Annotated in this window: 22 protein-coding genes; 8 read left to right on the top strand and 14 right to left on the bottom strand. The window is 71.8% G+C overall.

Going from position 1 to position 21,116, the window contains the following annotated elements; all coding sequences use genetic code 11:
* The 3 genes from Sco07f_RS28420 to Sco07f_RS28410 all read right to left on the bottom strand — a co-directional run bounded on the left by Sco07f_RS28420 (position 1) and on the right by Sco07f_RS28410 (position 3,549).
* A complete protein-coding gene (locus Sco07f_RS28420; protein ID WP_007444588.1) occupies positions 1-999 on the bottom strand; it encodes an AAA family ATPase in 999 nt (332 codons plus the stop codon).
* Between the two features lie 214 nt (positions 1,000-1,213).
* Positions 1,214-3,172, bottom strand: a complete 1,959-nt coding sequence (locus Sco07f_RS28415; RefSeq protein ID WP_108989564.1) for a VMAP-C domain-containing protein — start codon at positions 3,170-3,172, stop codon at positions 1,214-1,216.
* 5 nt (positions 3,173-3,177) lie between these two features.
* On the bottom strand, positions 3,178-3,549 hold the full coding sequence (locus Sco07f_RS28410; RefSeq protein WP_007444586.1) for a CU044_2847 family protein: 372 nt from the start codon (positions 3,547-3,549) through the stop codon (positions 3,178-3,180).
* 189 nt (positions 3,550-3,738) lie between these two features.
* Between Sco07f_RS28410 and Sco07f_RS28405 the strand changes: the two genes are divergently transcribed.
* A complete protein-coding gene (locus Sco07f_RS28405) occupies positions 3,739-3,921 on the top strand; it encodes a DUF6104 family protein (RefSeq protein ID WP_003961784.1) in 183 nt (60 codons plus the stop codon).
* 96 nt (positions 3,922-4,017) lie between these two features.
* On the opposite strand, the gene Sco07f_RS28400 is transcribed toward Sco07f_RS28405, so the two are convergent.
* Positions 4,018-4,869: a hypothetical protein gene (locus Sco07f_RS28400; RefSeq protein WP_108989563.1), complete on the bottom strand. Its 852-nt coding sequence runs from the start codon at positions 4,867-4,869 to the stop codon at positions 4,018-4,020.
* 137 nt (positions 4,870-5,006) lie between these two features.
* Here Sco07f_RS28400 and Sco07f_RS28395 point away from each other — a divergent pair, with 137 nt between their 5' ends.
* Positions 5,007-5,957, top strand: a complete 951-nt coding sequence (locus Sco07f_RS28395) for a DUF4097 family beta strand repeat-containing protein (RefSeq protein WP_159106996.1) — start codon at positions 5,007-5,009, stop codon at positions 5,955-5,957.
* A 1-nt stretch (position 5,958) separates the two neighbouring features.
* Positions 5,959-7,056: a PadR family transcriptional regulator gene (locus Sco07f_RS28390; RefSeq protein ID WP_087789561.1), complete on the top strand. Its 1,098-nt coding sequence runs from the start codon at positions 5,959-5,961 to the stop codon at positions 7,054-7,056.
* 56 nt (positions 7,057-7,112) lie between these two features.
* On the opposite strand, the gene Sco07f_RS28385 is transcribed toward Sco07f_RS28390, so the two are convergent.
* The 4 genes from Sco07f_RS28385 to Sco07f_RS28365 all read right to left on the bottom strand — a co-directional run bounded on the left by Sco07f_RS28385 (position 7,113) and on the right by Sco07f_RS28365 (position 10,535).
* A complete protein-coding gene (locus Sco07f_RS28385) occupies positions 7,113-7,679 on the bottom strand; it encodes a Clp protease N-terminal domain-containing protein (RefSeq protein ID WP_007444627.1) in 567 nt (188 codons plus the stop codon).
* On the bottom strand, positions 7,679-7,888 hold the full coding sequence (locus Sco07f_RS28380; RefSeq protein ID WP_042825163.1) for a helix-turn-helix domain-containing protein: 210 nt from the start codon (positions 7,886-7,888) through the stop codon (positions 7,679-7,681). The genes Sco07f_RS28385 and Sco07f_RS28380 overlap by 1 nt, the downstream gene beginning before the upstream one ends.
* A 134-nt stretch (positions 7,889-8,022) precedes the next feature.
* A complete protein-coding gene (locus tag Sco07f_RS28375; protein ID WP_108989561.1) occupies positions 8,023-8,988 on the bottom strand; it encodes a zinc-binding dehydrogenase in 966 nt (321 codons plus the stop codon).
* A 317-nt stretch (positions 8,989-9,305) separates the two neighbouring features.
* On the bottom strand, positions 9,306-10,535 hold the full coding sequence (locus Sco07f_RS28365) for an NAD(P)-dependent malic enzyme (protein WP_007444624.1): 1,230 nt from the start codon (positions 10,533-10,535) through the stop codon (positions 9,306-9,308).
* 638 nt (positions 10,536-11,173) lie between these two features.
* Between Sco07f_RS28365 and Sco07f_RS28360 the strand changes: the two genes are divergently transcribed.
* Genes Sco07f_RS28360 through Sco07f_RS28350 form a run of 3 tightly spaced genes read left to right on the top strand, consistent with a single transcriptional unit; the run spans position 11,174 to position 13,875 of the window.
* Entirely contained in the window at positions 11,174-12,136 is a 963-nt protein-coding gene (locus tag Sco07f_RS28360) for an ABC transporter substrate-binding protein (RefSeq protein WP_087789565.1), read from the top strand.
* A gap of 30 nt (positions 12,137-12,166) precedes the next feature.
* Entirely contained in the window at positions 12,167-13,117 is a 951-nt protein-coding gene (locus Sco07f_RS28355) for an amino acid ABC transporter permease (protein WP_087789566.1), read from the top strand.
* Positions 13,114-13,875: an amino acid ABC transporter ATP-binding protein gene (locus Sco07f_RS28350; RefSeq protein WP_054099059.1), complete on the top strand. Its 762-nt coding sequence runs from the start codon at positions 13,114-13,116 to the stop codon at positions 13,873-13,875. Before Sco07f_RS28355 ends, Sco07f_RS28350 begins: the two co-directional genes overlap by 4 nt.
* A gap of 74 nt (positions 13,876-13,949) precedes the next feature.
* Here Sco07f_RS28350 and Sco07f_RS28345 read toward each other — a convergent pair whose 3' ends face one another.
* Positions 13,950-14,753: a class I SAM-dependent methyltransferase gene (locus Sco07f_RS28345; RefSeq protein WP_054099060.1), complete on the bottom strand. Its 804-nt coding sequence runs from the start codon at positions 14,751-14,753 to the stop codon at positions 13,950-13,952.
* Positions 14,754-14,853: 100 nt separating this feature from the next.
* On the opposite strand from Sco07f_RS28345, the gene Sco07f_RS28340 reads away from it, so the two are divergent.
* Complete coding sequence (locus Sco07f_RS28340) at positions 14,854-15,483, top strand: CGNR zinc finger domain-containing protein (protein ID WP_007444606.1); 630 nt, start codon at positions 14,854-14,856, stop codon at positions 15,481-15,483.
* On the opposite strand, the gene sodX is transcribed toward Sco07f_RS28340, so the two are convergent.
* The gene (gene sodX / locus Sco07f_RS28335) at positions 15,387-15,824 is read right to left on the bottom strand and encodes a nickel-type superoxide dismutase maturation protease (protein WP_167468250.1); all 438 of its coding nucleotides are present in this window, start codon (positions 15,822-15,824) and stop codon (positions 15,387-15,389) included. The two genes, Sco07f_RS28340 and sodX, sit on opposite strands and share 97 nt — an antisense overlap.
* Before the next feature lie 145 nt (positions 15,825-15,969).
* Between sodX and sodN the strand changes: the two genes are divergently transcribed.
* Positions 15,970-16,365, top strand: coding sequence for a superoxide dismutase, Ni (gene sodN / locus Sco07f_RS28330; RefSeq protein WP_003973716.1), 396 nt, complete (start codon positions 15,970-15,972; stop codon positions 16,363-16,365).
* 354 nt (positions 16,366-16,719) lie between these two features.
* Here the strand turns inward: sodN and Sco07f_RS28320 are convergent, their stop codons facing one another.
* The 4 genes from Sco07f_RS28320 to Sco07f_RS28305 all read right to left on the bottom strand — a co-directional run bounded on the left by Sco07f_RS28320 (position 16,720) and on the right by Sco07f_RS28305 (position 20,906).
* Positions 16,720-17,304, bottom strand: coding sequence for a dihydrofolate reductase family protein (locus Sco07f_RS28320; protein ID WP_108989558.1), 585 nt, complete (start codon positions 17,302-17,304; stop codon positions 16,720-16,722).
* 76 nt (positions 17,305-17,380) lie between these two features.
* Positions 17,381-18,016, bottom strand: a complete 636-nt coding sequence (locus Sco07f_RS28315) for a GNAT family N-acetyltransferase (protein WP_108989557.1) — start codon at positions 18,014-18,016, stop codon at positions 17,381-17,383.
* A gap of 237 nt (positions 18,017-18,253) precedes the next feature.
* Positions 18,254-19,414 carry a family 2 encapsulin nanocompartment cargo protein polyprenyl transferase gene (locus Sco07f_RS28310; RefSeq protein WP_007444619.1) on the bottom strand — a complete coding sequence of 387 codons (1,161 nt, stop codon included), beginning with the start codon at positions 19,412-19,414 and terminating at the stop codon, positions 18,254-18,256.
* An 85-nt stretch (positions 19,415-19,499) separates the two neighbouring features.
* Positions 19,500-20,906 carry a family 2B encapsulin nanocompartment shell protein gene (locus tag Sco07f_RS28305; RefSeq protein ID WP_007444618.1) on the bottom strand — a complete coding sequence of 469 codons (1,407 nt, stop codon included), beginning with the start codon at positions 20,904-20,906 and terminating at the stop codon, positions 19,500-19,502.
* Positions 20,907-21,116: the final 210 nt, after the last annotated feature.

Raw genomic sequence — 21,116 nt, 5'->3', positions numbered from 1 at the left:
CTACCGGGGCCCGCGGTCCAGGGGCTGCATCAGGAGGTCCGAGATCTCCTCGCGCCGGTGCGCGGCGTCGCGGGCGGCGTACTGGGCGAGGAAGATCGCGTTGAGCAGCTGGTCGGTGGGCCGCAGTGCCCCGTCGGTCTCGGCGCGGGCGAACTGGTCCACGATGTCGCGGTTGCCGTCGTAGGACCCCTGGCCGAAATGGGCCTGCACCAAGGCGGCGAGGCGTTCGTCGCGCGGGGCCCTGAGGTCGAGCGGGATGCAGCGGCGCAGCAGCGGGGCGGGGAACTCGCGCTCCCGGTTGCTGGTCATCACGACGACGGGGAAGGCCCGGCACCGCACCCTGCCCTCCGTGACCGCGACCCGCCTGCCGTCGTCGGTGAGGACCTCGACGACCGGGGTGCGGTCGGCGATCCGCTCCAGCTCGGGGATGGCGAACGCGCCTTCCTCCAGCACGTTCAGCAGGTCGTTGGGCAGGTCGATGTCGCTCTTGTCCAGCTCGTCGATGAGCAGGACGCGGGGCCGGTCGGCGGCCAGGAGCGCGGTGCCGAGCGGGCCGAGCTTGATGTACCGGCCGATGTCCGGGGCGCCCTGTCCGTCGGGCAACTGGGCGTCCTGGAGGCGGCCGATGGCGTCGTAGGTGTAGAGCCCGTCCCGCAGTTCGCTGCGGCTGACGACCGGCCACTCCAGGACCCGGCCGAGGCCGAGTTCGTAGGCGACGGAGTGCGCCAGCGTCGACTTGCCGACGCCCGGTTCGCCGGTGACGAGCAGCGGGCGGCGCAAGTAGAGGGCGGCGTTGACCAGTTCGAGGGTGCCGGTGTCCTGGATGGACAGCGGGACGGTGCGCGCGCCGAGCCGGCGCCGGGAGGAGGACCCGAGTGCCGGTACGTCGTAGTCCACGGCCGGGGTGTCGAAGGCCCGCCACGGGGGCGGGGCGGGCAACTGCCCGATCCGCTCGGGATCCGGCTGCCCGGTGCCCCGGTAGATGAACCACTCGCTCATGCGGTGCTCCTCGTCGACGGTCGGCGGTTGTCCACGGCCTGGCCGACGAGGGCGTCGTGCACCCACAACGGGCCCCTGGGAATGTACCCGTACCCCACCCGGGAACCGGCGCGTTCCGGCCATTCGCGGCCTCCCGCGCGGCGCCCGCCGGGTGCACGCCGGGGTGCAAATGCGGGTGCGCGCCGGGGTGCGGATGCGGGTGCGCGTCCGGCGTTCACAGGGGAGCGTCCAGCGTCCCGCCCTCTTCCGAGGGCAGGGGGCGGCGCGGGTCGTCGTACAGGAGGGCCATCGGCTCGGCCCAGGCGTGGCCGTCCCGCAGCTCGCTGATCTCCTGGCGGACCTGGCGTATCCGGTCCGGCAGTTCGGCGAGGGAGCCCAGCGTGGCGAGGAGTTCCTCGGCCCGGGCGTAGAGGGTGTCGCACGACTCGGGGCACACCCGGGAGGAGTGGCCGTCGACGTGCCACAGGGCGATGCCGTGCCCGCTCTCCAGGGCGAGCCGCATGGCGGTGCGTCCGGGGTCACGGCCTACCGGGCGGCACATCACCGGTATGCGGTCGAAGGCGGCGTCGCGGTAGCCGTGGGCACCGGGGAAGCCGCCCTGCCCCGGGGTGCGCCAGCCGCTGAAGCGCTGCTGGGCGGCCATGGCCTGCCAGCGCTCGGTCCAGAGTTTGTCCGGATCTCCCCGGCGCTCGAGGGCGCGCAGCACCACTCTGCGACGCGCCCCCAGGTGACCGGCGTCGTTGAGCTCGGCCATGTCGTCGAAGCGCCAGCGGTGCACGGCGGTGTCGAAGTGCTCGACCGGGAGGGCGACTTCTAGGGGCACCGGCCGGCCCTCCTGGTCCTTGGCCCGCAGCAGCCGGCCCAGCGGCGTGCGCAGGGCCTGGACGAGGTCGGCGGGGTCGTGCCCGTGGACGGAGCCGTCCACCTCGTGGAGTTCGGGATCGCCGTGGCCGTCGTCGTACCAGATCTGCCAGAAGAACCGGGTGGGCCGCGCCCCTATCACCGGGTCGAGCAGAACGGCCACGGTCACCCCCTCACCGGGCCCCGGGTAGGGGATCACGATGCGTTCCGGCCCGGTGTCGGGGGCCGGTCGCAGTCCTTCCGGGAGGCCGGCGTCGTGGACGAGGTCGTGCAGGGGCCGGCTCGGTTCGCGGCGCAGCCGCCGTTCGATCCACCGGCCGAGGGCGGCCGCGTCGCCGCCCCGGGATTCCGTGTACAGCTCGACGAACCTGAGGTAGCGCAGGAACGTCAGCGCCTGCAGCGGGCGGGCGCCCTCGTAGAGCAGTCCGGTGCCGTCCCGCCAGGTGAGCAGTTCGGGGGTGGCGCCCGGCCAGGTGTTGCGGCTGCGCGCCTTCTTCGCGAGCAGTTCGACGGTGGGCGCGTCCGGCGGCGGGGGCAGTTCGGCGAGCAGGCGCAGCGCCTCCCGGCGGTCGGCGGGGGTCCACTGCTCGCCCGCGCCGGCCGGGGGGCCGCCCTGGAGGTCTATCCAGTTGTCCCCGGCGGGGGACTGCGGCTCGTCGCCGTGCCAGCGGTCGTGCGCGGCCAGCAGCGTGCGGTACGCCGGTCCGAAGTTCCGCAGGGCCGAGACGGCGACGGCCTTGCCGCCGTCCTGCTGCTTGCGGCGCGACTTGACCAGCCCGATCACGGCTCCCGTCTCCGGGTCGAGGAGCGGGCCGCCGGAGACACCGGCGGGGAAGTCGATGTCGGGCTTGATGATCAGCCCGTGCCGGTCCTCGTGCCCGTTGATCTCGGCGTCGACGATCCGGAAGTGCGTCTCGGGCGGTCCTGGGTGGTAGCCGCACACCTTGAGGGCGCCGGAGTGGAGCACGGCCCGGTCGGCGAGCCACACGCACTCGTGCTGGTGCTCCCCGGGTTCCCCGGCCAGCCGGACCAGGGCCAGGTCCTCCTCCAGGGGCACCGTCTGGCGGCGCGGGTCGGTCAGCAGCCACTGCTCCAGGCAGGCCTCGGCGTCGACCCCGTCACCGCGCACCCTGAAGGGGGTGTCCGGGTTCGCCGCGAGGTGCGGGCGCAGTACGTGGGCGGCGGTGAGGACCAGGCCCGGCGCGACGAAGAAGCCGCTCCCCCACAGCGGCGCGCCGTCGCCCCGGGCGGGCAGCAGGTGGACGGTGGCGGCGCGGGCGAGTTCGTAGAGGCGGTCGTTGCCCTCGCTCATGCCCGTCACTCGTGCGGGGCCGGTACCGGCGGGCCCGCCTGTCCGTCCGCCTGCCCGCCGGGCCGGTCGAACTGCCAGGTGAGCGTGACCTCCAGCGACGCCTTGGTCTCGCCCCGGGCGAGCACGGCCAAAGCCAGTCCCTCCTTGGCGGTCAGCTCCACCCCGAAGGTGATGGCGGCCTCGCTGGGCCCGGCCGCGCGGGCCGCGCTCAGCACCGAGGAGCCGACCCCGGTGATCAGCTCCTGGAGCCGCTCGACCTTGGCCACCGCGGCCTCGGTGAAACCGACGTCCTCCTGGTCGTCGTACCCGTCCGCCTCGCTGATCCGGGCGGTGACCACCGTCCCGTCCGGCAACAGCACGTCCTGGATGTGGCTCATTGCGCTCCCCCGTCGAGCCCGCCCCGCCCCAACCGGGCACGGGCACCGGTCACTTGATCCCGACGAGGTTAATACCCAGCCCGGCGGGCCGCGACCCCCGCCCGCGAGCGGGGAGGAGCGGGCGGGGCGTACGGACTACCCTGGACGGGTACGCCGTGGGGCCCGTCCCACCCGCATCAGGAGCATGAGTTGTACTTCACCGACCGAGGCATCGAGGAACTGGAGAAGCGGCGCGGCGAGGAGGAGGTCACCTTCGAGTGGCTCGCCGAGCAGCTGCGGACCTTCGTCGACCTGAATCCTGACTTCGAGGTGCCGGTGGAGCGGCTGGCGACGTGGCTGGCACGGCTGGACGACGAGGACGAGGACGAGTAGGCGCGCGGGCGCGCAGGGTGCGCCCGGGCATCCCGGAGCGCCGTCGGGCGCGCTCGCCGATAGGTGGTTTCGGGCGGGCTCGCCGGGTGGGTGCCCTCAGGCGCGCTTGGTGAGGCCGTACGCCGTCCCGAGCGCGCCGTGCGCGATCAGCAGCGCGCCCGCCGTGGTCCATCCGCCGCTGTGCCGCCGCAGCCCCCAGGCGGTGAGCGTGAGGCCGGCCGCCGTCTGTGCCAGCGCCAGTGCGCGGGCTCCGGGGCCACCCACCCAGGGCATCCAGGGGGCGAGGCGGCTCTCGTCGACGGTCGGGCGGCGCCCGGCGGCCTCGGTCCACCGCACGCCGGGCAGGGCACGCGCGGCCCTGCCCAGGCGGTCGGCGTCCTCACCGGGGGCCAGTCCGGCGGGGAGGGTGATCCCCGCGCGGGTGAGCACCGCCAGCAGTCCGCGCAATCTGGCGCGCGCGTCGACACCGGCACCGGCACCGGCAGCAGCACCCTGGCCGGCGTCCGGATCCGGTCGGGTCAGCCGGTCCAGTGACTGGACGTCCAGAACGGGGTCGAGGCCGATACGGGCGGCGAAGGTGCGCATGGCCTCGTCCTCGCCCGCCGGGGTGCCGTCCGCGAGCCACACGTAACCGACGGGGCGGCGGAAGCCGGAGGCGAGGGTGTATCCGGCCCGGTCCGCGTCCCACCACAGGGCGAGTACGGGCCAGGGGGCGCCGACGGCGAGCGCGGCGGCCCAGCCGGCGGCGACGCGGTCGACGGGCTCCCCGCCGTCGCGCCAGGGCCCGCCCCGCGGCACGAGGGCGCTCCATCCCTCACCCGCCCCCACCAGAGGCATGCGTTCGCCCAGCAGCGGGGCGACGGCGGCGACGGGGTCCGGCTCCGCGCGGCAGAGCAGCAGGGCCCCGGGAGCCGGAGCGGGGGCGGGAACGGACTCTTCCGTCGACATAGGGACAAGTTATGGCAAGTCACTCCGGCCGGCCGATCATTGATCACCAGAACGGGTGTCTTGACTTTCGACCACCGCGATATATCGTGAATTGCGGAGGACGCGATATGGCGCGTTCGGTCGAGGAGGTCGTCACCATGTCCGAGTGGTCCGTCGCCGAGCCCAGGAAGCTCACCTTCGACGAGCCCGTGAGCCGGCTGCACGTACGCGTCGTCGGTGGAACGGTGAACGTGGTGGGCACCGAAGAAGGTTCCGCCCGCCTGGAGGTCTCCGAGATCGAGGGGCCACCCCTGATCGTGACCCACCGGGACGGCGTGCTCACGGTGGCGTACGAGGACCTTCCCTGGAAGGGCTTCCTCAAATGGCTGGACCGCAAGGGCTGGCGGCGCAGCGCCGTGGTCTCCCTGGCGGTGCCGACGGGCACCCGCGTGGAGGTCGGCGCCGTCAGCGCCGCGGCCGTGGTCTCCGGCCTGGAGGGCCCCGCCGACGTGAAGGGCGTGTCCGGCGACACCACGCTGGTGAGCCTCGCGGGCCCGGTCCGCTCCGACACCGTCTCGGGGAGCGTGGAGGCGCAGGCCCTCACCGGCGACCTGCGTTTCAACTCCGTCTCCGGCGATCTGACGGTGGTGGAGGCGGGCTCCTCCGTGCGGGCCGACTCGGTGAGCGGTTCGATGATCGTCGACCTGGACCCGGCCGGCGGACCCACCGACATCAACCTGAACAGCGTCTCGGGCGAGATCGCCATCCGGCTGCCCCAGCCGGCCGACGCCCGGGTCGAGGCGAACACGGCCAGCGGCACGGTCAGCAGCGCCTTCGAGGACCTCCGGGTGGGCGGCCAGTGGGGGGCCAAGCGCATCACCGGCCGGCTCGGCGCGGGCAACGGCCGGCTGAAGGCCACCACGGTCTCCGGCTCGATCGCCCTGCTCCGCCGTCCGGCCGCGGAGGACGCACCGTGGGAGGGGGAGCCAGAGGACACCGGCCCGGCGGACCACGCGCGGGGCGACTCGGGGGACAATTCCGCTTCCGTCCGGGACCAGGGCGCCACCGGCACCCCTTCCGACGGCACGACCGACAAGAAGGTGCTCTGACATGCCCCCCGTCTTCGCCCACGGCCGCCTCCGCCTCTATCTCCTCAAGCTCCTGGACGAGGCCCCGCGCCACGGTTACGAGGTGATCCGGCTGCTCGAGGAGCGCTTCCAGGGCCTCTACGCGCCGTCCGCGGGCACGGTGTACCCGCGCCTGGCCAAGCTGGAGGCGGAGGGCCTGGTCACCCACACCACCGAGGGCGGCCGCAAGGTGTACGCCATCACGGACGCCGGCCGCGCCGAGCTGGCCGACCGCAGCGGGGAGCTGGCCGACCTGGAGCTGGAGATCCGGGAGTCGGTGGCCGAGCTGGCCGCCGAGATCCGGGCCGACGTGCGGGGCGCGGCCGGCGATCTGCGCCGGGAGATGCGGGCCGCGGCCACCGCGGCCCGGCGGGGCACCGGCACCGGCGCGCACGACGAGTGGAGCGGCGCCGCGGGCGGTGCCGGGGACGCCGACGAGAAGGAGGCGTGGCGGGCCGCCAAGGAGGAGATGCGGCGGGTCAAGCAGGAGTGGAAGGAGCAGGCCCGTCGCGCCAAGGACGAGAGCCGCCGCGCCCGCGACGAGGCGCAGCGGGCCAGGCGCCAGGCCAAGGAGGCCCAGGAGCGCGCCCGGGCCCAGGCGCAGGAGGAGGTCCAGCGCATCGCCCAGCGCGTGCAGGAGCAGGTGCAGGACCACTTCTCACGGGGCGACTGGCCGACCGGACTGCGCGAGGGCCTGAGCGAACTGGCCAAGGAGGTCGGTGACTTCGGGAAGGACTTCGGGAAGGACCTCGGGAAGGAGTTCGGCAGGGACTGGGGCTTCGGCCGCACCGACACCGGGAGCACCGGCCCGCGGACCGACCGCTCCCCCGGCGCCGAGTACTCCGTCACGCCGGAGGACTTCCCCGCCGGGTACGCCCCGAGCTGGGCCCACGAGGACGCGGCGGAGTCCACCGGCGACCCGGCCCGCGATCTGGACCGGCTGCTCGACCGCTTCCGGGACGACATCCGCGACGCCGCCCGGGACCACGGCGTGACGGCCGACCAGGTGCGCGACACCCGCCGCCGGCTGTCGGAGGCTGCGGCGCACATCGGGGTGATCCTGCGGACCCCGAAGGGCTGAGTCCGGCGGACGGCGCCCCGCCCCCGCAGGGGCGCCGTCCGCCGCAGGGGCGCCGCTCAGGCGCAGGCCTGCCCGCCCCCGTCACCCAGCACCCTGGTCAGCGACTCGTGGGTCACCCCGTGGTCGGCGAGCACCTCGGCCGGGACACCGGGGCGGACGGCCAGGGCGAGGAGGATGTGCTCGTCCCCGATGTGCCGTTCACGCCGGGCGACGGCGACCCGCAGCGCCTTCTCCAGCACCTCCTTGGCACCCCGGCTGAAGCTGCGGTGCCCGGACCAGCGGCGCCCGCTCTTCCGGTCGCCGACGGACATCGCACCCGCTCCGTGGGCCTCCTCCACCCGGGCGACGATCTCGGAGACGTCGATCCCCAGCCCGGCGAGGGCCTCCGTCTCGGCCTGCGACAGACCGGCACGGCGCCTCACCTCCCGCAGCTCCCGCCGTACCGCGTCCCGGTGCTCATCGACACCGAGCGCCGCCAGCGCGAAGGAGGCGCGGCTGCTCTCCCGGTCCAGCAGCGCGAGCAGCAGGTGCTCGGGTTCCACGGTCCCCGCCCGCGCCTCCTCTGCGTGTTCGACGGCCCCCTGCACGACCGTGCGGGCGTCCTTGGTGAATCGCTCGAACATCAATGCCTCCCGTACTTCTTGTGCACGGCCTGCCTGCTGACCCCGAGTTCCGTGGCGATCTCCTGCCACGACCACCCCCGCTGACGCGCGCTGCGCACCTGTACGGCCTCCAGCTGCTCCACCAGCTTGCGCAGGGCGGCAACCGCCCGCAGCCCGATCCGGGGATCACGGTCACCCGCACGCGTGGCGAGATCCGTTGCTTCGCTCATGATGTCAACATAGGTTGACATGACACCGGCGTCAACCCCAGTTGACATGGGAGCGGCGCCGGGACGGCGAACGCCAACGGCGGGCCCGGAGAACCGGACCCGCCGCACCTGGGGGGATGCCAGAAGTAAGAACTTCAGGAGTTGCTGAGCACGATCTTGCCGAACTGCCCTCCGGAAGCCATCCGCTCGAACCCCTCTCGGGCCCGGTCCATCGGGAGCACCTCGTCGATGACGGGACGCACACCGGTGGCGGCGCAGAAGGACAGCAGGTCCTCCAGCTCGTCCTTGGAACCCATCGTGGAGCCGACGACCTTGAGCTCCAGGAAGAAGATCCGGGTCAGTTCGGCGTGCGAGGGCCGGTCGCCGCTGGTGGCCCCGGAGATGACCAGCGTGCCGCCGGGCCGCAGCGACTTGATGGAGTGCGACCAGGTGGCGGCGCCCACGGTCTCGATGACGGCGTCGACCCGCTGCGGCAGCCGCGCCCCGGTCTCGACGGCCTCCACGGCACCCAGCTCCAGGGCCCGCTTGCGCTTGGCCTCGTCCCGGCTGGTGGCGAAGACCCGCAGCCCCGCCGCCTTGCCGAGCACGATCGCGGCCGTGGCGACACCACCGCCGGCGCCCTGCACCAGCACGGAGTCACCGGGACGCACCCCGGCGTTGGTGAACAGCATCCGGTACGCCGTCAGCCAGGCCGTCGGCAGACAGGCGGCCTCCTCGAAGGAGAGCTCCTTGGGCTTGGGCAGGATGTTCCAGGTCGGCACGGCGACCTGCTCGGCGAACGTCCCCGGGTAGCGCTCGGTGAGGATGGAGCGGGGCTCCTTGGGGCCGACCCCGTGACCGGTCTGGCCGATCACGGAGTGCAGGACGACCTCGTTGCCGTCCGCGTCGACCCCGGCGGCGTCGCAGCCGAGGATCATCGGCAGCCGGTCCTCGGGGAGGCCGACGCCGCGCAGGGACCACAGGTCGTGGTGGTTGAGGGAGGCGGCCCTGACATCGACGACACTCCAGCCGGGGCGGGCCTCGGGAGCCGGAAGCTCTCCCAACTCCAGGCCGGCCAGCGGCTGGTCGCGGTCGATTCGGGCGGCGTAGACAGCGAACATGACCTTGACGATAGGTTCCCCACCGCCCAACCGAAACCACACAGCCATGTGACACACCCCCTCTTGCACCCGCCGCCCCAACTGCGGGCAGTCGTGCCGCTGGGGCGGCACGGGTGGGCGCAGCGGCACCCGGCCAACGCCGGCCACCGCCCCCACCCCCGCCCAGCCCAAGCACACCGGCACCGGCACCGGCACCGGCAGCCGCAGCCGCACCCGCACCCGCACCCGCACCCGCACCCGCACCCGCACCCAAAACAAGCGAGCGGCCCCGCCCACCAGGGACGAGACCGCTCACCACACCGCAGGAGTTCACACCGTCACCGGCGCGCAACCCCCTCCGCCCGGGCCGCCGCGGCCACCGCCGCCGTCACGGCCGGCGCCACCCGCTCGTCGAAGGGCGACGGAATGACGTAGTCCGCGGCGAGGTCGTCCCCCACCACGGACGCCAGCGCCTCGGCCGCCGCGAGCTTCATGCCCTCGGTGATCCGCGAAGCCCGCACCTGGAGAGCGCCCGCGAAGATGCCCGGGAACGCCAGCACGTTGTTGATCTGGTTCGGGAAGTCCGAGCGCCCCGTCGCCACGACCGCCGCGTACTTGTGGGCGACCTCCGGATGCACCTCGGGGTTCGGGTTGGCCATCGCGAAGACGAACGCGCCCTTCGCCATCGAGGCCACCGCCGGCTCCGGCACCGTACCGCCGGAGACCCCGATGAAGACGTCGGCGCCCGACAGGGCCGCGTCCAGCGAACCCGAGAGCCCGGCCTTGTTGGTGAAGCCGGCCAGCTCCCGCTTCACCGGCGTCAGGTCGTCCCGGTCCGCCGAGACGACACCCTTGCGGTCGGCGACCGCGACGTCCCCGATACCGGCCTCCACCAGCATCTTGGCGATGGCGACCCCGGCCGCACCCGCGCCCGAGATCACCGCCCGCAGTTCGCCCAGCGTCCGCCCGCTCAGCCGCGCCGCGTTCCGCAGTGCCGCCAGCGTCACGACGGCCGTGCCGTGCTGGTCGTCGTGGAAGACCGGGATGTCCAGGCGCTCCTGGAGCTTGCGCTCGATCTCGAAGCACCGCGGCGCCGAGATGTCCTCGAGGTTGACGCCGCCGAAGGAGGGCGCGAGCCGGACCACGGTCTCGACGATCTCGTCGGCGTCGGTGCAGTTCAGAGCGATCGGGACCGCGTCCACGCCGCCGAACTGCTTGAAGAGGATGGCCTTGCCCTCCATCACGGGAAGGGAGGCCTCGGGCCCGATGTCCCCGAGCCCCAGCACCGCCGTCCCGTCCGTCACGACCGCGACGACCGACGACTTCCAGGTGTAGTCGTGCACGAGGTCGGGCTGCTCGGCGATCGCGCTGCACACTTTCGCGACGCCGGGCGTGTACGCCAGGGACAGGTCTTCCGTGTCGCGGACCGGCACGGTGGCCTGCACGGCCATCTTGCCGCCGCGGTGCAGCGCGAACGCGGGGTCGAAGGAGTCGAGCGGCTCGGCGCCCGTCTCCTGCTCCGCACTGGCGTCGCTGTCGCTGCGAGGATTGACGATCTCCGCTGCCACTTTGTCTTACCCCTTAAGAGTTCATGGATTGAGGGTTTGTCCACTCCTGGTGAGGAATGGGCGGGCACCGCACAGGGAGATGGCTGTCTGGGCCACGAGGCCCCTGCGCGACGGGCGCGCCGCACACGCGCCCTGAGCCCCTGATGAGGGGTGTAAAGAACCTTCTTACCCGACGGACGGCCCCCGCGACGAGTCCGATAAGCGCAAGCTCACATGCCGGACCCCGCACCCCGCATGTCGGTGACATGGCTCATAGCCGGGGTTCCGGACAACTTCCCGGCACCCCTTGACATACCCGCGAACTCCGCCTTCGACGGCCCGGCTCACCCGCGATACAGCTTCGGATAACGAGAAATTCCGTAGATCTTCCGGCCGGAAGGGCAGATTCCCGCAAAGGTTCGGTCGTGATGTACCGACCTGGTGCGGTTCGGGGGGTGACCCGTTATCCGATTTTGACATGACGTCCCCCCTGAATGGCCGAGTCCGAATGGCAAGATGCCGTAATCGCACGAGGTCGCGGCGCTCGAAGATGTGTGCTCGCGACGACCCGCGGCGCCGTCCGGCCCCCGGCCGGCGTCCGTCCCACCGGAACTCCACCGTCCCCATCGGGTACTCCCTCATCCGCCGGAGGAACCACCATGACCGCACGCTCCACCCGTCGTACGACCGCCGCGCACTCCCGGCTAGCAGCGGTCGGTGCGATCGCGGTCGCAGGCGCCCTGCTGCTCACCGGATGCGGTGACCAGACCGAGAACGGCGACTCCGGCAGCAGCGACAACCAGTCCTCGGGCGGCGCCCCGCTGGCCGACAAGCTGCCCCAGTCGATCCGCGACAAGGGCACCATCAAGGTCGGCTCCGACATCGCCTACGCACCGGTCGAGTTCAAGGACGACTCCGGAAAGACCGTCGGTATCGACCCCGACCTCGCGGACGCACTGGGCAAGCAGCTCGGGGTGAAGTTCGAGTTCGAGAACGGCACCTTCGACACCCTGATCACCGGCCTGCGCTCCAAGCGGTACGACATCGCCATGTCCGCGATGACCGACACCAAGGACCGCCAGGAGGGCATCGACGCCGACACCGGCAAGAAGGTCGGCCAGGGCGTCGACTTCGTCGACTACTTCACCGCCGGTGTCTCGATCTACACCAAGAAGGGCGACGACCAGGGCATCAAGACCTGGTCCGACCTGTGCGGCAAGAAGCTCGTGCTCCAGCGCGGCACGGTCTCCGAGGACCTCGCCAAGGCCGAGAACGAGAAGTGCCCGGCCGGCAAGAAGATCTCCATGGAGGCCTTCGACAACGACCAGCAGGCCCAGACCCGCCTGCGCGCGGGCGGCGCGGACGCCGGCTCCTCCGACTTCCCGGTCGCGGCCTACGCGGTGAAGACCTCCGGCGGCGGCAAGGACTTCCAGATCGTCGGCGAGCAGGTCGAGGCCGCCCCGTACGGCATCGCGGTCGCCAAGGACAACACGCAGCTGCGCGACGCCCTCAAGGCGGCGCTGGACGCGGTGATCGCCAACGGCGAGTACAAGAAGATCATGGACAAGTGGGGTGTGGCGGAAGGCGCCGTCACCGAGGCCACCGTCAACGGCGGCAAGTGACCGCGCGGCGGGCGCTGAAAGGCAACATCCGTGACTGTTGACATCGACAAGACGGCGGGCGGCCCGGCGGGCACCCCGCCGACCCCGCCGGAGGCCATCAAGGCCATCCCGGTCCGGCACTACGGGCGGTACGTCTCCGCGGTCGTCGCGATCGCGCTGCTGGCCGCGGTCGTGTACGCGTTCTCCCAGGGCAAGATCAACTGGGGTGCGATCCCGGACTACTTCTTCGACGACCGTGTCCTGACCGGCATGGGCAAGACGCTCCTGATCACCGTCCTCGCGATGCTGATCGGCGTCTTCGGCGGCATCCTGCTCGCCGTGATGCGGCTGTCGAAGAACCCGGTGACCTCGTCCATCGCGTGGTTCTACATCTGGTTCTTCCGCGGCACGCCGGTCCTGGTGCAGCTGGTCGTCTGGTTCAACCTCGGCCTGGTCTTCGAGTACATCAACCTCGGCCCGTTCTACCGCGACGAGTGGTCGGACTTCATGACGCCGTTCCTGACGGCGCTGCTCGGCCTCGGTCTGAACGAGGCGGCGTACATGGCGGAGATCTGCCGCGCCGGTCTGCTCGCGGTCGACGAGGGCCAGACCGAGGCGGCGCACGCGCTCGGCATGAGCCACACCAAGACGCTGCGCCGGATCGTGGTCCCGCAGGCGATGCGCGTGATCGTGCCGCCGACGGGCAACGAGGTCATCAACATGCTGAAGACGACCTCCCTGGTGTCGGTCGTCCAGTACGCCGAGTTGTTCCGGGTCGCCCAGGACATCGGCCAGACCTCGGGCGCCCCGGCCGAGATGCTGTTCCTCGCCGCGGCCTGGTACCTGCTGCTGACCTCGGTCTTCAGCATCGGCCAGTACTACCTCGAGCGGCACTACGCCCGTGGCTCCAGCCGCAGTCTGCCGCCGACCCCGATGCAGAAGATCAGGGCGAACCTGTTCTCCCTGTCGAACCGCTCCAGCACGACGGGAGGTGCGGCATGACCGCCATGGTCAAGGCCGAGGGCGTCCACAAGTCCTTCGGTGCCGTCGAGGTCCTCAAGGGCATCGACCTGGAGGTCAAGCAGGGCGAGGTGTTCTGCCTCATCGGCCCCTCCGGCTCCGGCAAGTCGACGTTCCTGCGCTGCATCAACCACCTGGAGAAGATCAACGCCGGGCGCCTCTACGTCGACGGCGAGCTGGTCGGCTACCGCCAGAAGGGTGACAAGCTCTACGAACTGAAGGACAGCGAGGTCGCCCTCAAGCGCCGCGACATCGGCATGGTCTTCCAGCGCTTCAACCTGTTCCCGCACATGACGGCCGTGGAGAACGTCATGGAGGCACCGGTCCAGGTCAAGGGCATGAGCAGGAGCCAGGCCAGGGACCGCGCGCGCGGGCTTCTGGAGCGCGTGGGCCTGGGCGACAAGGCCGGCAACTACCCCTCGCAGCTCTCCGGCGGCCAGCAGCAGCGCGTGGCCATCGCGCGGGCCCTGGCGATGGACCCGAAGCTGATGCTGTTCGACGAGCCGACCTCGGCGCTCGACCCCGAGCTGGTGGGCGACGTCCTCGACGTCATGCGCGACCTCGCGGAGTCCGGCATGACGATGGTCGTCGTCACCCACGAGATGGGCTTCGCCCGCGAGGTCGGCGACAGCCTCGTCTTCATGGACAACGGCGTGGTCGTCGAGTCGGGCAACCCGCGCGACGTCCTGACCGATCCGCAGCACGACCGGACGAAGGCGTTCCTGTCCAAGGTCCTCTGACCGTCCGCACGACCACGCCGAGGGGCGGTACGGAGATCCGTACCGCCCCTCGGCGTGCGGTCCGGCGCGTGGTCCTACTTGAGCGCCAGCAGCAGGGTGTCCGACGGCGAGCACCACACCGGGCGCGCCTCGCCGAAGCCCTTCTCGCGCAGCACGCGCGCGTGCCACGCCGCCGAGGGCATATCACCGTCCGCGTGTTCGCCGTAGATCTCGAAACGACGTGCGGTGGGCCCGGCGAGCACCGGGTCCTTGGCGGCGAGCTGCCACCACTGCGACCAGTCCAGCGCGCCCTCGCCCTTCGCGGCGTCCATGCGCGTGTGCCGCTGCGCGCGCTCGGCCGCGTTGATCCGGGGCGTCGTGTCGTCGATCATGTGGTCCGCGTTCATGAAGAGACCACCGTCGCGGACCAGCTCCGCGACCCGGCCGTAGAGATCCGCGAGGGGTTCGGCGTGCAACCAGTGCAGGGCCGTGGCGGTCAGCACGGCGTCGTACGTGTCGTGCGGCAGCCGGGCCGGCCAGTCGGGGTCCTTGAGGTCGGCGGTGACGAACTCGACCCGCTCGTCGCCCGCGAAGGTGCCCTCCGCGATGGCGAGGAGCGCGGGGTCGAGGTCCACGCCCGTGCTCGTGGCCTGCGGGAACCGGGCGAGCAGCCGGGCCGTGATGGTGCCGGTGCCGCAGGCCAGGTCGAGCACGCGCGGCGCGGGGCCCACGAGCGCCTCGACCATGTCGAGCATGATCCGGAACCGTTCCTCCCGGTCCGGCATGTACCACTCCTGCTGCCGGTCCCAGCTCTGCTGCCACGCCTGCCAGTCGGCTCCCGCCGCGGCGGTCGTGCTGATCGTGGTGGCCGTCGTCGTGGTGGCGTCCGCGTCCGTCATCGAGCCCCTCCGTGCCTGCGTCACTGTAATACCCTGGAAGCACAGTCAGCCATTACCTGACCGCAGGCACGACCCTAGAGCCCCTTCGTAAGGACTACAAGTGGAACTGGCCTATTACTCGGATTACGCCGTACGTCTCGTCAACACCGAGGAACCGTCGCGGGGTCAGGACGCACTGACCTCGGTGGAGGCCGTCCGAGAGCTCTTCGGCGCCAACCAGTCCGCGGCACGGCGCGCGTCCGACGCCGACGTGACGCGGTTCCGCTCGGTCCGGGGCCGGCTGCGCGCGGTCTTCGAGGCGGCCGACGGCGGCGACGAGACCCTCGCCGTGGACCTGCTGAACTCGCTGCTCCTGGAGTTCCCGGTGAGCCCGCAGATCTCCGGACACGACCACCGCGCGGAGGACGGCAGCCCGCTGTGGCACATGCACCTCGCCGACCACCCCTCCAACGCGACCGCCGGTTTCGCGGCCATCGCGGCGATGGGCCTGGCCTTCCACCTCACCGAGTACGGCGTCGACCGGCTGGGCCTGTGCGAGGCGGCCCCCTGCCGCAACGCCTACCTGGACACCTCCACCAACCGCTCCCGCCGCTACTGCTCCGACCGCTGCGCCACCCGCGCCAACGTGGCGGCCTACCGCGCCCGCAAGCGCCTGGAGGCGGACCGGTCGGCCGGCACCGGCCTGACCGCCGACAGCGCCCAGCGGACCGCGGCGAACGGCGAACGCTGACCCGGCCGCGGCGGCCGGTACCTGAACCGGACCCGGCCCAGTACGAGGTCCTGCGGGACCACCCCGTAATCGGTGCTGTCCCCGCCCGCGAACGCGTTGTCCCCGAGCACCCACCAGCCGGACCCGCGTCGTTCGGCCGCCCGCTTGACCACCAGCAGGTCCTGCTGGAAGGGGTGCCGCAGCACGACCACGTCACCCGGCCGGACCCGCGCCCCCCAGTGCACGAGCAGCACGTCACCGTGGTGCAGCGTGGGCACCATCGACGGCCCGGTCACCTCGGCCGGGCCGAAGGGCAGCGCCCCTCTGGCGCGCTTGGTCTCCTGCGACAGTTGCTCCGGCATCACCCGGCACCTCCCCGGTCTTTCCTCCACCAGTCTCAGTCTCACCCCGGACTTTTGTCCTAAGCCCACGGGGGCACCCGCGAAAACGGGCTTCCCAGGGAGTAATGTCCCCCATGAGAAGACGATCACGAGGAAGGAACGCTCCATGCTTTCCCGCCTGTTTGCCCCCAAGGTCACGGTCAGCGCCCACTGCGACCTGCCCTGCGGCGTGTACGACCCGGCCCAGGCCCGCATCGAGGCGGAGTCGGTGAAGGCCGTCCAGGAGAAGATGGCCGGCAACGACGACCCGCACTTCCAGACGCGCGCCACGGTCATCAAGGAGCAGCGCGCCGAGCTCGCGAAGCACCACGTCTCCGTGCTGTGGAGCGACTACTTCAAGCCGCCGCACTTCGAGAAGTACCCGGAGCTGCACCAGCTGGTCAACGACACCCTGAAGGCCCTGTCGGCCGCCAAGGGCTCGAAGGACCCGGCGACCGGCCAGAAGGCCCTGGACTACATCGCCCAGATCGACAAGATCTTCTGGGAGACCAAGAAGGCCTGACGGAGTCAGCGCCCCGGGCCGGCGATCGGTGCACCATCGCAGGCCGCAGCGGAGCCCGAAGGGGCCCGGCCGCCATCCCGGCCGGGCCCCTTCGGCGTTGCCGTGGTCAGGGTTTCTCCGCGGTCGCCCCTCGGCGGTGCCGCTTCGTCCCGGGCCGCGTGCCGGGGCCCGCGGTGCGGGTGTCCGGCTCGGGACCTGCCCCGCACTCCGGGTTGCGGCACGGGCCGGGTCCCCAGGTCGGAACCCACGCGCCCAGGGTCTTGTGGCGCCTGGCGACCGCTTCGACTGGCTGTCCGCACTCGGGACAGACGTACGTGTCGCTGTCCATGTCCCCAGGGTAGAACGGGCTGCGGCTCAGCGCTTCCGGTGGTACGTGCGCACCACGGCGCCGTTGCCGAAGCTCCGCACCGAGTCCGTGGCGAACTCGGAGACCTCGAACCCGGAGGCGAACATCGGCATGCCCGTGCCGAGGATCACGGGGTACGTCTTGATGACCAGCTCGTCGATCTCGTCGACCAGCTCCCCGGCGACGACCGACCCGCCGCACAGGTAGATGTCCAGGGCAGTGTCCTCCGCCTTCAGCTCCCGGACCCGGCCGGCCAGGTCCGCCGAGACGATCTCGACGTTAGGGTCGGGCGACTCGGCGAGCGTGCGCGAGGCGACGAACTCGCGCAGGTGTGCGTACGGACTGCTGTTGCCCTCCTTCAGGGCCAGGTCGTAGCTGGCCCTCCCCTGGACGACCGTGTCGAACCGCTTGTTGGGCAGGTCGTCGATGCCGAGCGCCCGGCGGCCCTGGGTGGGGATCGTCTCCGGGTACTCCTCCTTCAGGAACTCGAGGAACTCCTCGTCGACGAACGGATACATGAACGACGCGTCGCCGTCCGGCCCGCCGATGAAGCCGTCGATCGAACAGGCGATGAAGTACGTGAGCTTGCGCAAACCGGTCTCCCCTACAGGTCGAGCACGTTGACCACTACGTTCACAGTACTCCATGTGTAGTTGTATGAGGAGCGGATTATGCGTTCGTCCGGGTCCGGGGCTCGCGCCACATGGGCCACATGCGGGGGCCGTCCGGCAGATCCAGGGCCCGCCCGGTGAACTCGAAACCGAGGCGTTCGTACAGCACCCTGCCCCGGGCGCTGCTCGCCTCCAGATAGGCGGGCAGCCCCTCGCGGTCGCAGCGGTCGAGCACGCTCTCGATCAGGGCGGTGCCCAGCCCCTCGCCCTGTCGCCCGGGGACCACGCCGATCATCCACAGATACGCGTGGGCCCGGCCGGTGGGGTGGATGCCGTCGGTGAGCCGGGCTATCGCCTCCACCCGCTCGTTGTCCGGGTCGACGGCCTCGCGGATCCGGACGGGTACGTCCTCGACGTCCGCCTCGGACCCGCTGTCCGGCTCGGCACCGGGATGCTCGTCCGCCGGGACGGGCAGCCACAGCGCGCAGGCGGCACCGTCCTCGGTGACGTCGATGCGTCCGTCGGCGAGGACGGCGTCGGTGAAGGCGGCCATGAGCCGGTGGTGCGTCCGTCGCCGGTACTCCTCGCCGGGGAAGACCCAGCTGCTCACCGGATCGTCCTGGAAGGCCTCGTCCAGCAGCCGGACGACCAGATCCCGGTCGTCCTCCCCCGCCGTCCGGATCGCCACACCCATGCTTCGCCCCTTCGACTCAACACCGCTCGTACGTACGGCGGTTGAGCCTACCGGTGGGCCCCACGCCCAGCGGGAGAGACGGGGAGGCGGGCCCCGCACACCGTGGGGAAGTGCGGGACCCGCCGGACCGGAGCCGTCGGCGGTGCGGCCGTACGTCGGTCAGGTGCCGTACGGCCCTGCACGGGCTCCGGGGTCTTGCGCCGGCCGCCCCGGCGGTTCACGCCCGCCGGGCGGCCGTCAGGTGCTGCGCCGGGTCACGAACTCGGCCAGCGCGAGCAGTCCGCCCGCCGCCTCCGGGGCGGGCACGGCACGGGCCAGCTCCTGCATGGCCCTGGCCATCCGGTCGGCCGCCTGGGCCTGCGCCCAGTCCCGGCCGCCGGCCCGCTCCACCACCAGGGCGGTGCGCTCCAGGTCCTCCTTGTCCTCGTCGTACGGTGCCGCGTACAACTCGGCGAGTTCGGCGGCGGCCGGAGTGCCGGAGGTGAGGGCGGCGACCACCGGCAGTGACTTCTTGCGGGCGGCCAGGTCCGCACCGGCCGGCTTGCCGGTGTGGCGCGGGTCGCCCCATATGCCGATGACGTCGTCGATCAGCTGGAAGGCCAGCCCCGCCTCACGGCCGAAGGCGTCCAGGGCCTCGACGTCCTCCGGGGCGGCGCCCGCGTACAGCGCGCCGAGGGCACAGGCACAGCCCAGCAGGGCGCCCGTCTTGGCCTCGGCCATGGCGAGCGTCTCGTCGAGGGTGACCTCGCCCGGCGGGCGCCCCTCCAGCGCCGTGTCCACGTGCTGGCCCTCGCACAGCTCCATGACGCAGTCGGAGAGCCGGGCGGCCGCCGCCGCGGACGCGGGGTGCGGGTCCGCGGCGAGCAGCCGCAGGGCGAGCGCCTGAAGGGCGTCCCCGGCGAGAATCGCGTCGGCGTCGCCGAACACGGTCCAGGCGGTCGGCCGATGACGCCGGGTGACGTCCCGGTCCATCACGTCGTCGTGCAGCAGGGTGAAGTTGTGAGCCAGTTCCACCGCCGCCGCGGCCCGGCCGGCCGCCGCACGGGCCGTCGGCCCGCCGAGCGCGGTCGCCGCCGTGAGGACGAGCGCGGGGCGGATCGCCTTGCCCGCGTTGCCCGTCGCGGGCGTACCGTCCGCGTGCTGCCAGCCGAAGTGGTAGAGCGCGATCCGGCGCATCGAATCGGGCAGCGATGCGATGGCGGAGCGCAGTTCCGGGTCGACCGACGCCCGTGACTCCCTGAGGAGCGTGGCTGCCTCGTGCCCTTCGGCCATCACCGGCCCCTGTCCCCCGGACGACTCCGCCGGCTCCTCGTCCCGCTGTGTGCCGATGAACCCGTGCGTCTCCGGCGTTCCGGTGGAACGGCGCGTCGCGGTGGCGCCGCGCCGGATCTCCGTCATGGACTCACCTTCCCCCTGGGGCCGTCCGTACCCCGGGGGTGTACCCGCCCGGGAGGGCGGGGACACGGCGTCCGGGACAGTGACGTCACTGCCAGCGGCCGATCTCGACGTTCTCCAGGACGCCGAGCGCGTCCGGCACGAGGACCGCGGCCGAGTAGTAGGCCGTGACCAGGTACTTGATGATGGCCTGTTCGTTGATGCCCATGAAGCGCACCGACAGACTCGGCTCGATCTCGTCGGGGATGCCGGTGGCCCGCAGGCCGATGACGCCCTGGTCCTGCTCGCCGGTACGCATCGCGATGATCGAGGACGTACGGGCCTCGGTGACCGGGATCTTGTTGCACGGGTAGATCGGCACACCGCGCCAGGTCGGGATGCGGTTCCCGGCGACGTCGATGGTCTCCGGGACGAGTCCGCGCCTGTTGAACTCTCGGCCGATGGCGGCGATGGCCCGCGGGTGGGCGAGGAGCAGCTTGGTGCCGCGCCGGCGGCTCAGCAACTCGTCGAGGTCGTCCGGACCGGGCACGCCTTCGTGCGGCTGGATGCGCTGGTCGTACTCGCAGTTGTGCAGCAGGCCGAACTCGCGGTTGTTGATGAGCTCGTGCTCCTGGCGCTCCTTCAGCGCCTCGACCGTCAGCCGGATCTGCTGCTCGGTCTGGTTCATCGGCTGGTTGTACAGGTCGGCCACGCGGGAGTGGATGCGCAGCACGGTCTGGGCGACGCTCAGTTCGTACTCACGGGGCCGGGCCTCGTAGTCGACGAAGGTGTGCGGGATGTCCGGCTCGCCGCTGTGGCCGGCGGCGAGGTCGATCTCCTTCTCGCCGTGCTTGTTGGTGCGCTGCTCCGGGATCGCGCGTCGCTGCTCCAGGTGCTCGCGCAGGGAGTCGGCCCGCTCCGCGACCTGCTCCACCTCCTGGCGGGGCAGCACGAGCACCGTGCAGGCGGTGACCGTGCGGGCGGTGTACTCCCAGATGGCGTCCCCGTCCAGGAGCGCCTGGTCGCCGAAGTAGGCGCCGTCGGCGAGGACGCCGAGCACCGCGTCGTCGCCGTAGGGACCGGTGCCGATCTTCTCGACCTTGCCGTGCGCCAGCAGGTACACCTCGTCGGTCCGGCCGCCGAACGAGGCGATGACCTCACCGGGGCCGAACTCCCGCTGCTCACAGCGCTGCGCGAGCTCCGACAGGACCTCGTCGTCCTCGTACGAGCGCAGGGCCGGCAGTTCGCCCAGCTCCGCGGGGATGACCTCGACCCGGTCCCCGGTCTTCACGAACGTCACGCGGCCGTCGCCGACGGCGAAGGTCATCCGCCGGTTCACGCGGTACGTGCCGCCCTGAATGTCCACCCAGGGGAGCGTGCGCAGCAGCCAGCGCGAGCTGATCTCCTGCATCTGGGGAACGGACTTGGTGGTGGTGGCCAGGTTCCGCGCGGCCGCCGTGCCGAGGCTCTGCTGCGGCCTGGTCTGCTCGGTGCGGACCTCTTCGCCTACCGACATAAGGAATTGCCCTCCCGGTCATGCCGGACGGCTGGGCCCGGCATCGATGTGCGTGGACCAGCCTTCCTCACGGAGCGTGCCGGTGCTATTACACGAAAGAGCGGGAATGGATCACGTGCCGCCGGGGCAGACATGAGGGCTTGTTCGGCATCTCGGCGACATGTCCGACTCGGGGCGGCCCGGTTCGGCGCCGACGGCCGGGACGAGATT

The sequence above is a fragment of the Streptomyces coelicoflavus genome, from assembly GCF_003112555.1.
Classification (GTDB): domain Bacteria; phylum Actinomycetota; class Actinomycetes; order Streptomycetales; family Streptomycetaceae; genus Streptomyces; species Streptomyces coelicoflavus.
The sequence above is the reverse complement of the archived record's forward strand: the minus strand, read 5'-3'. Positions and strand labels throughout refer to the sequence as shown.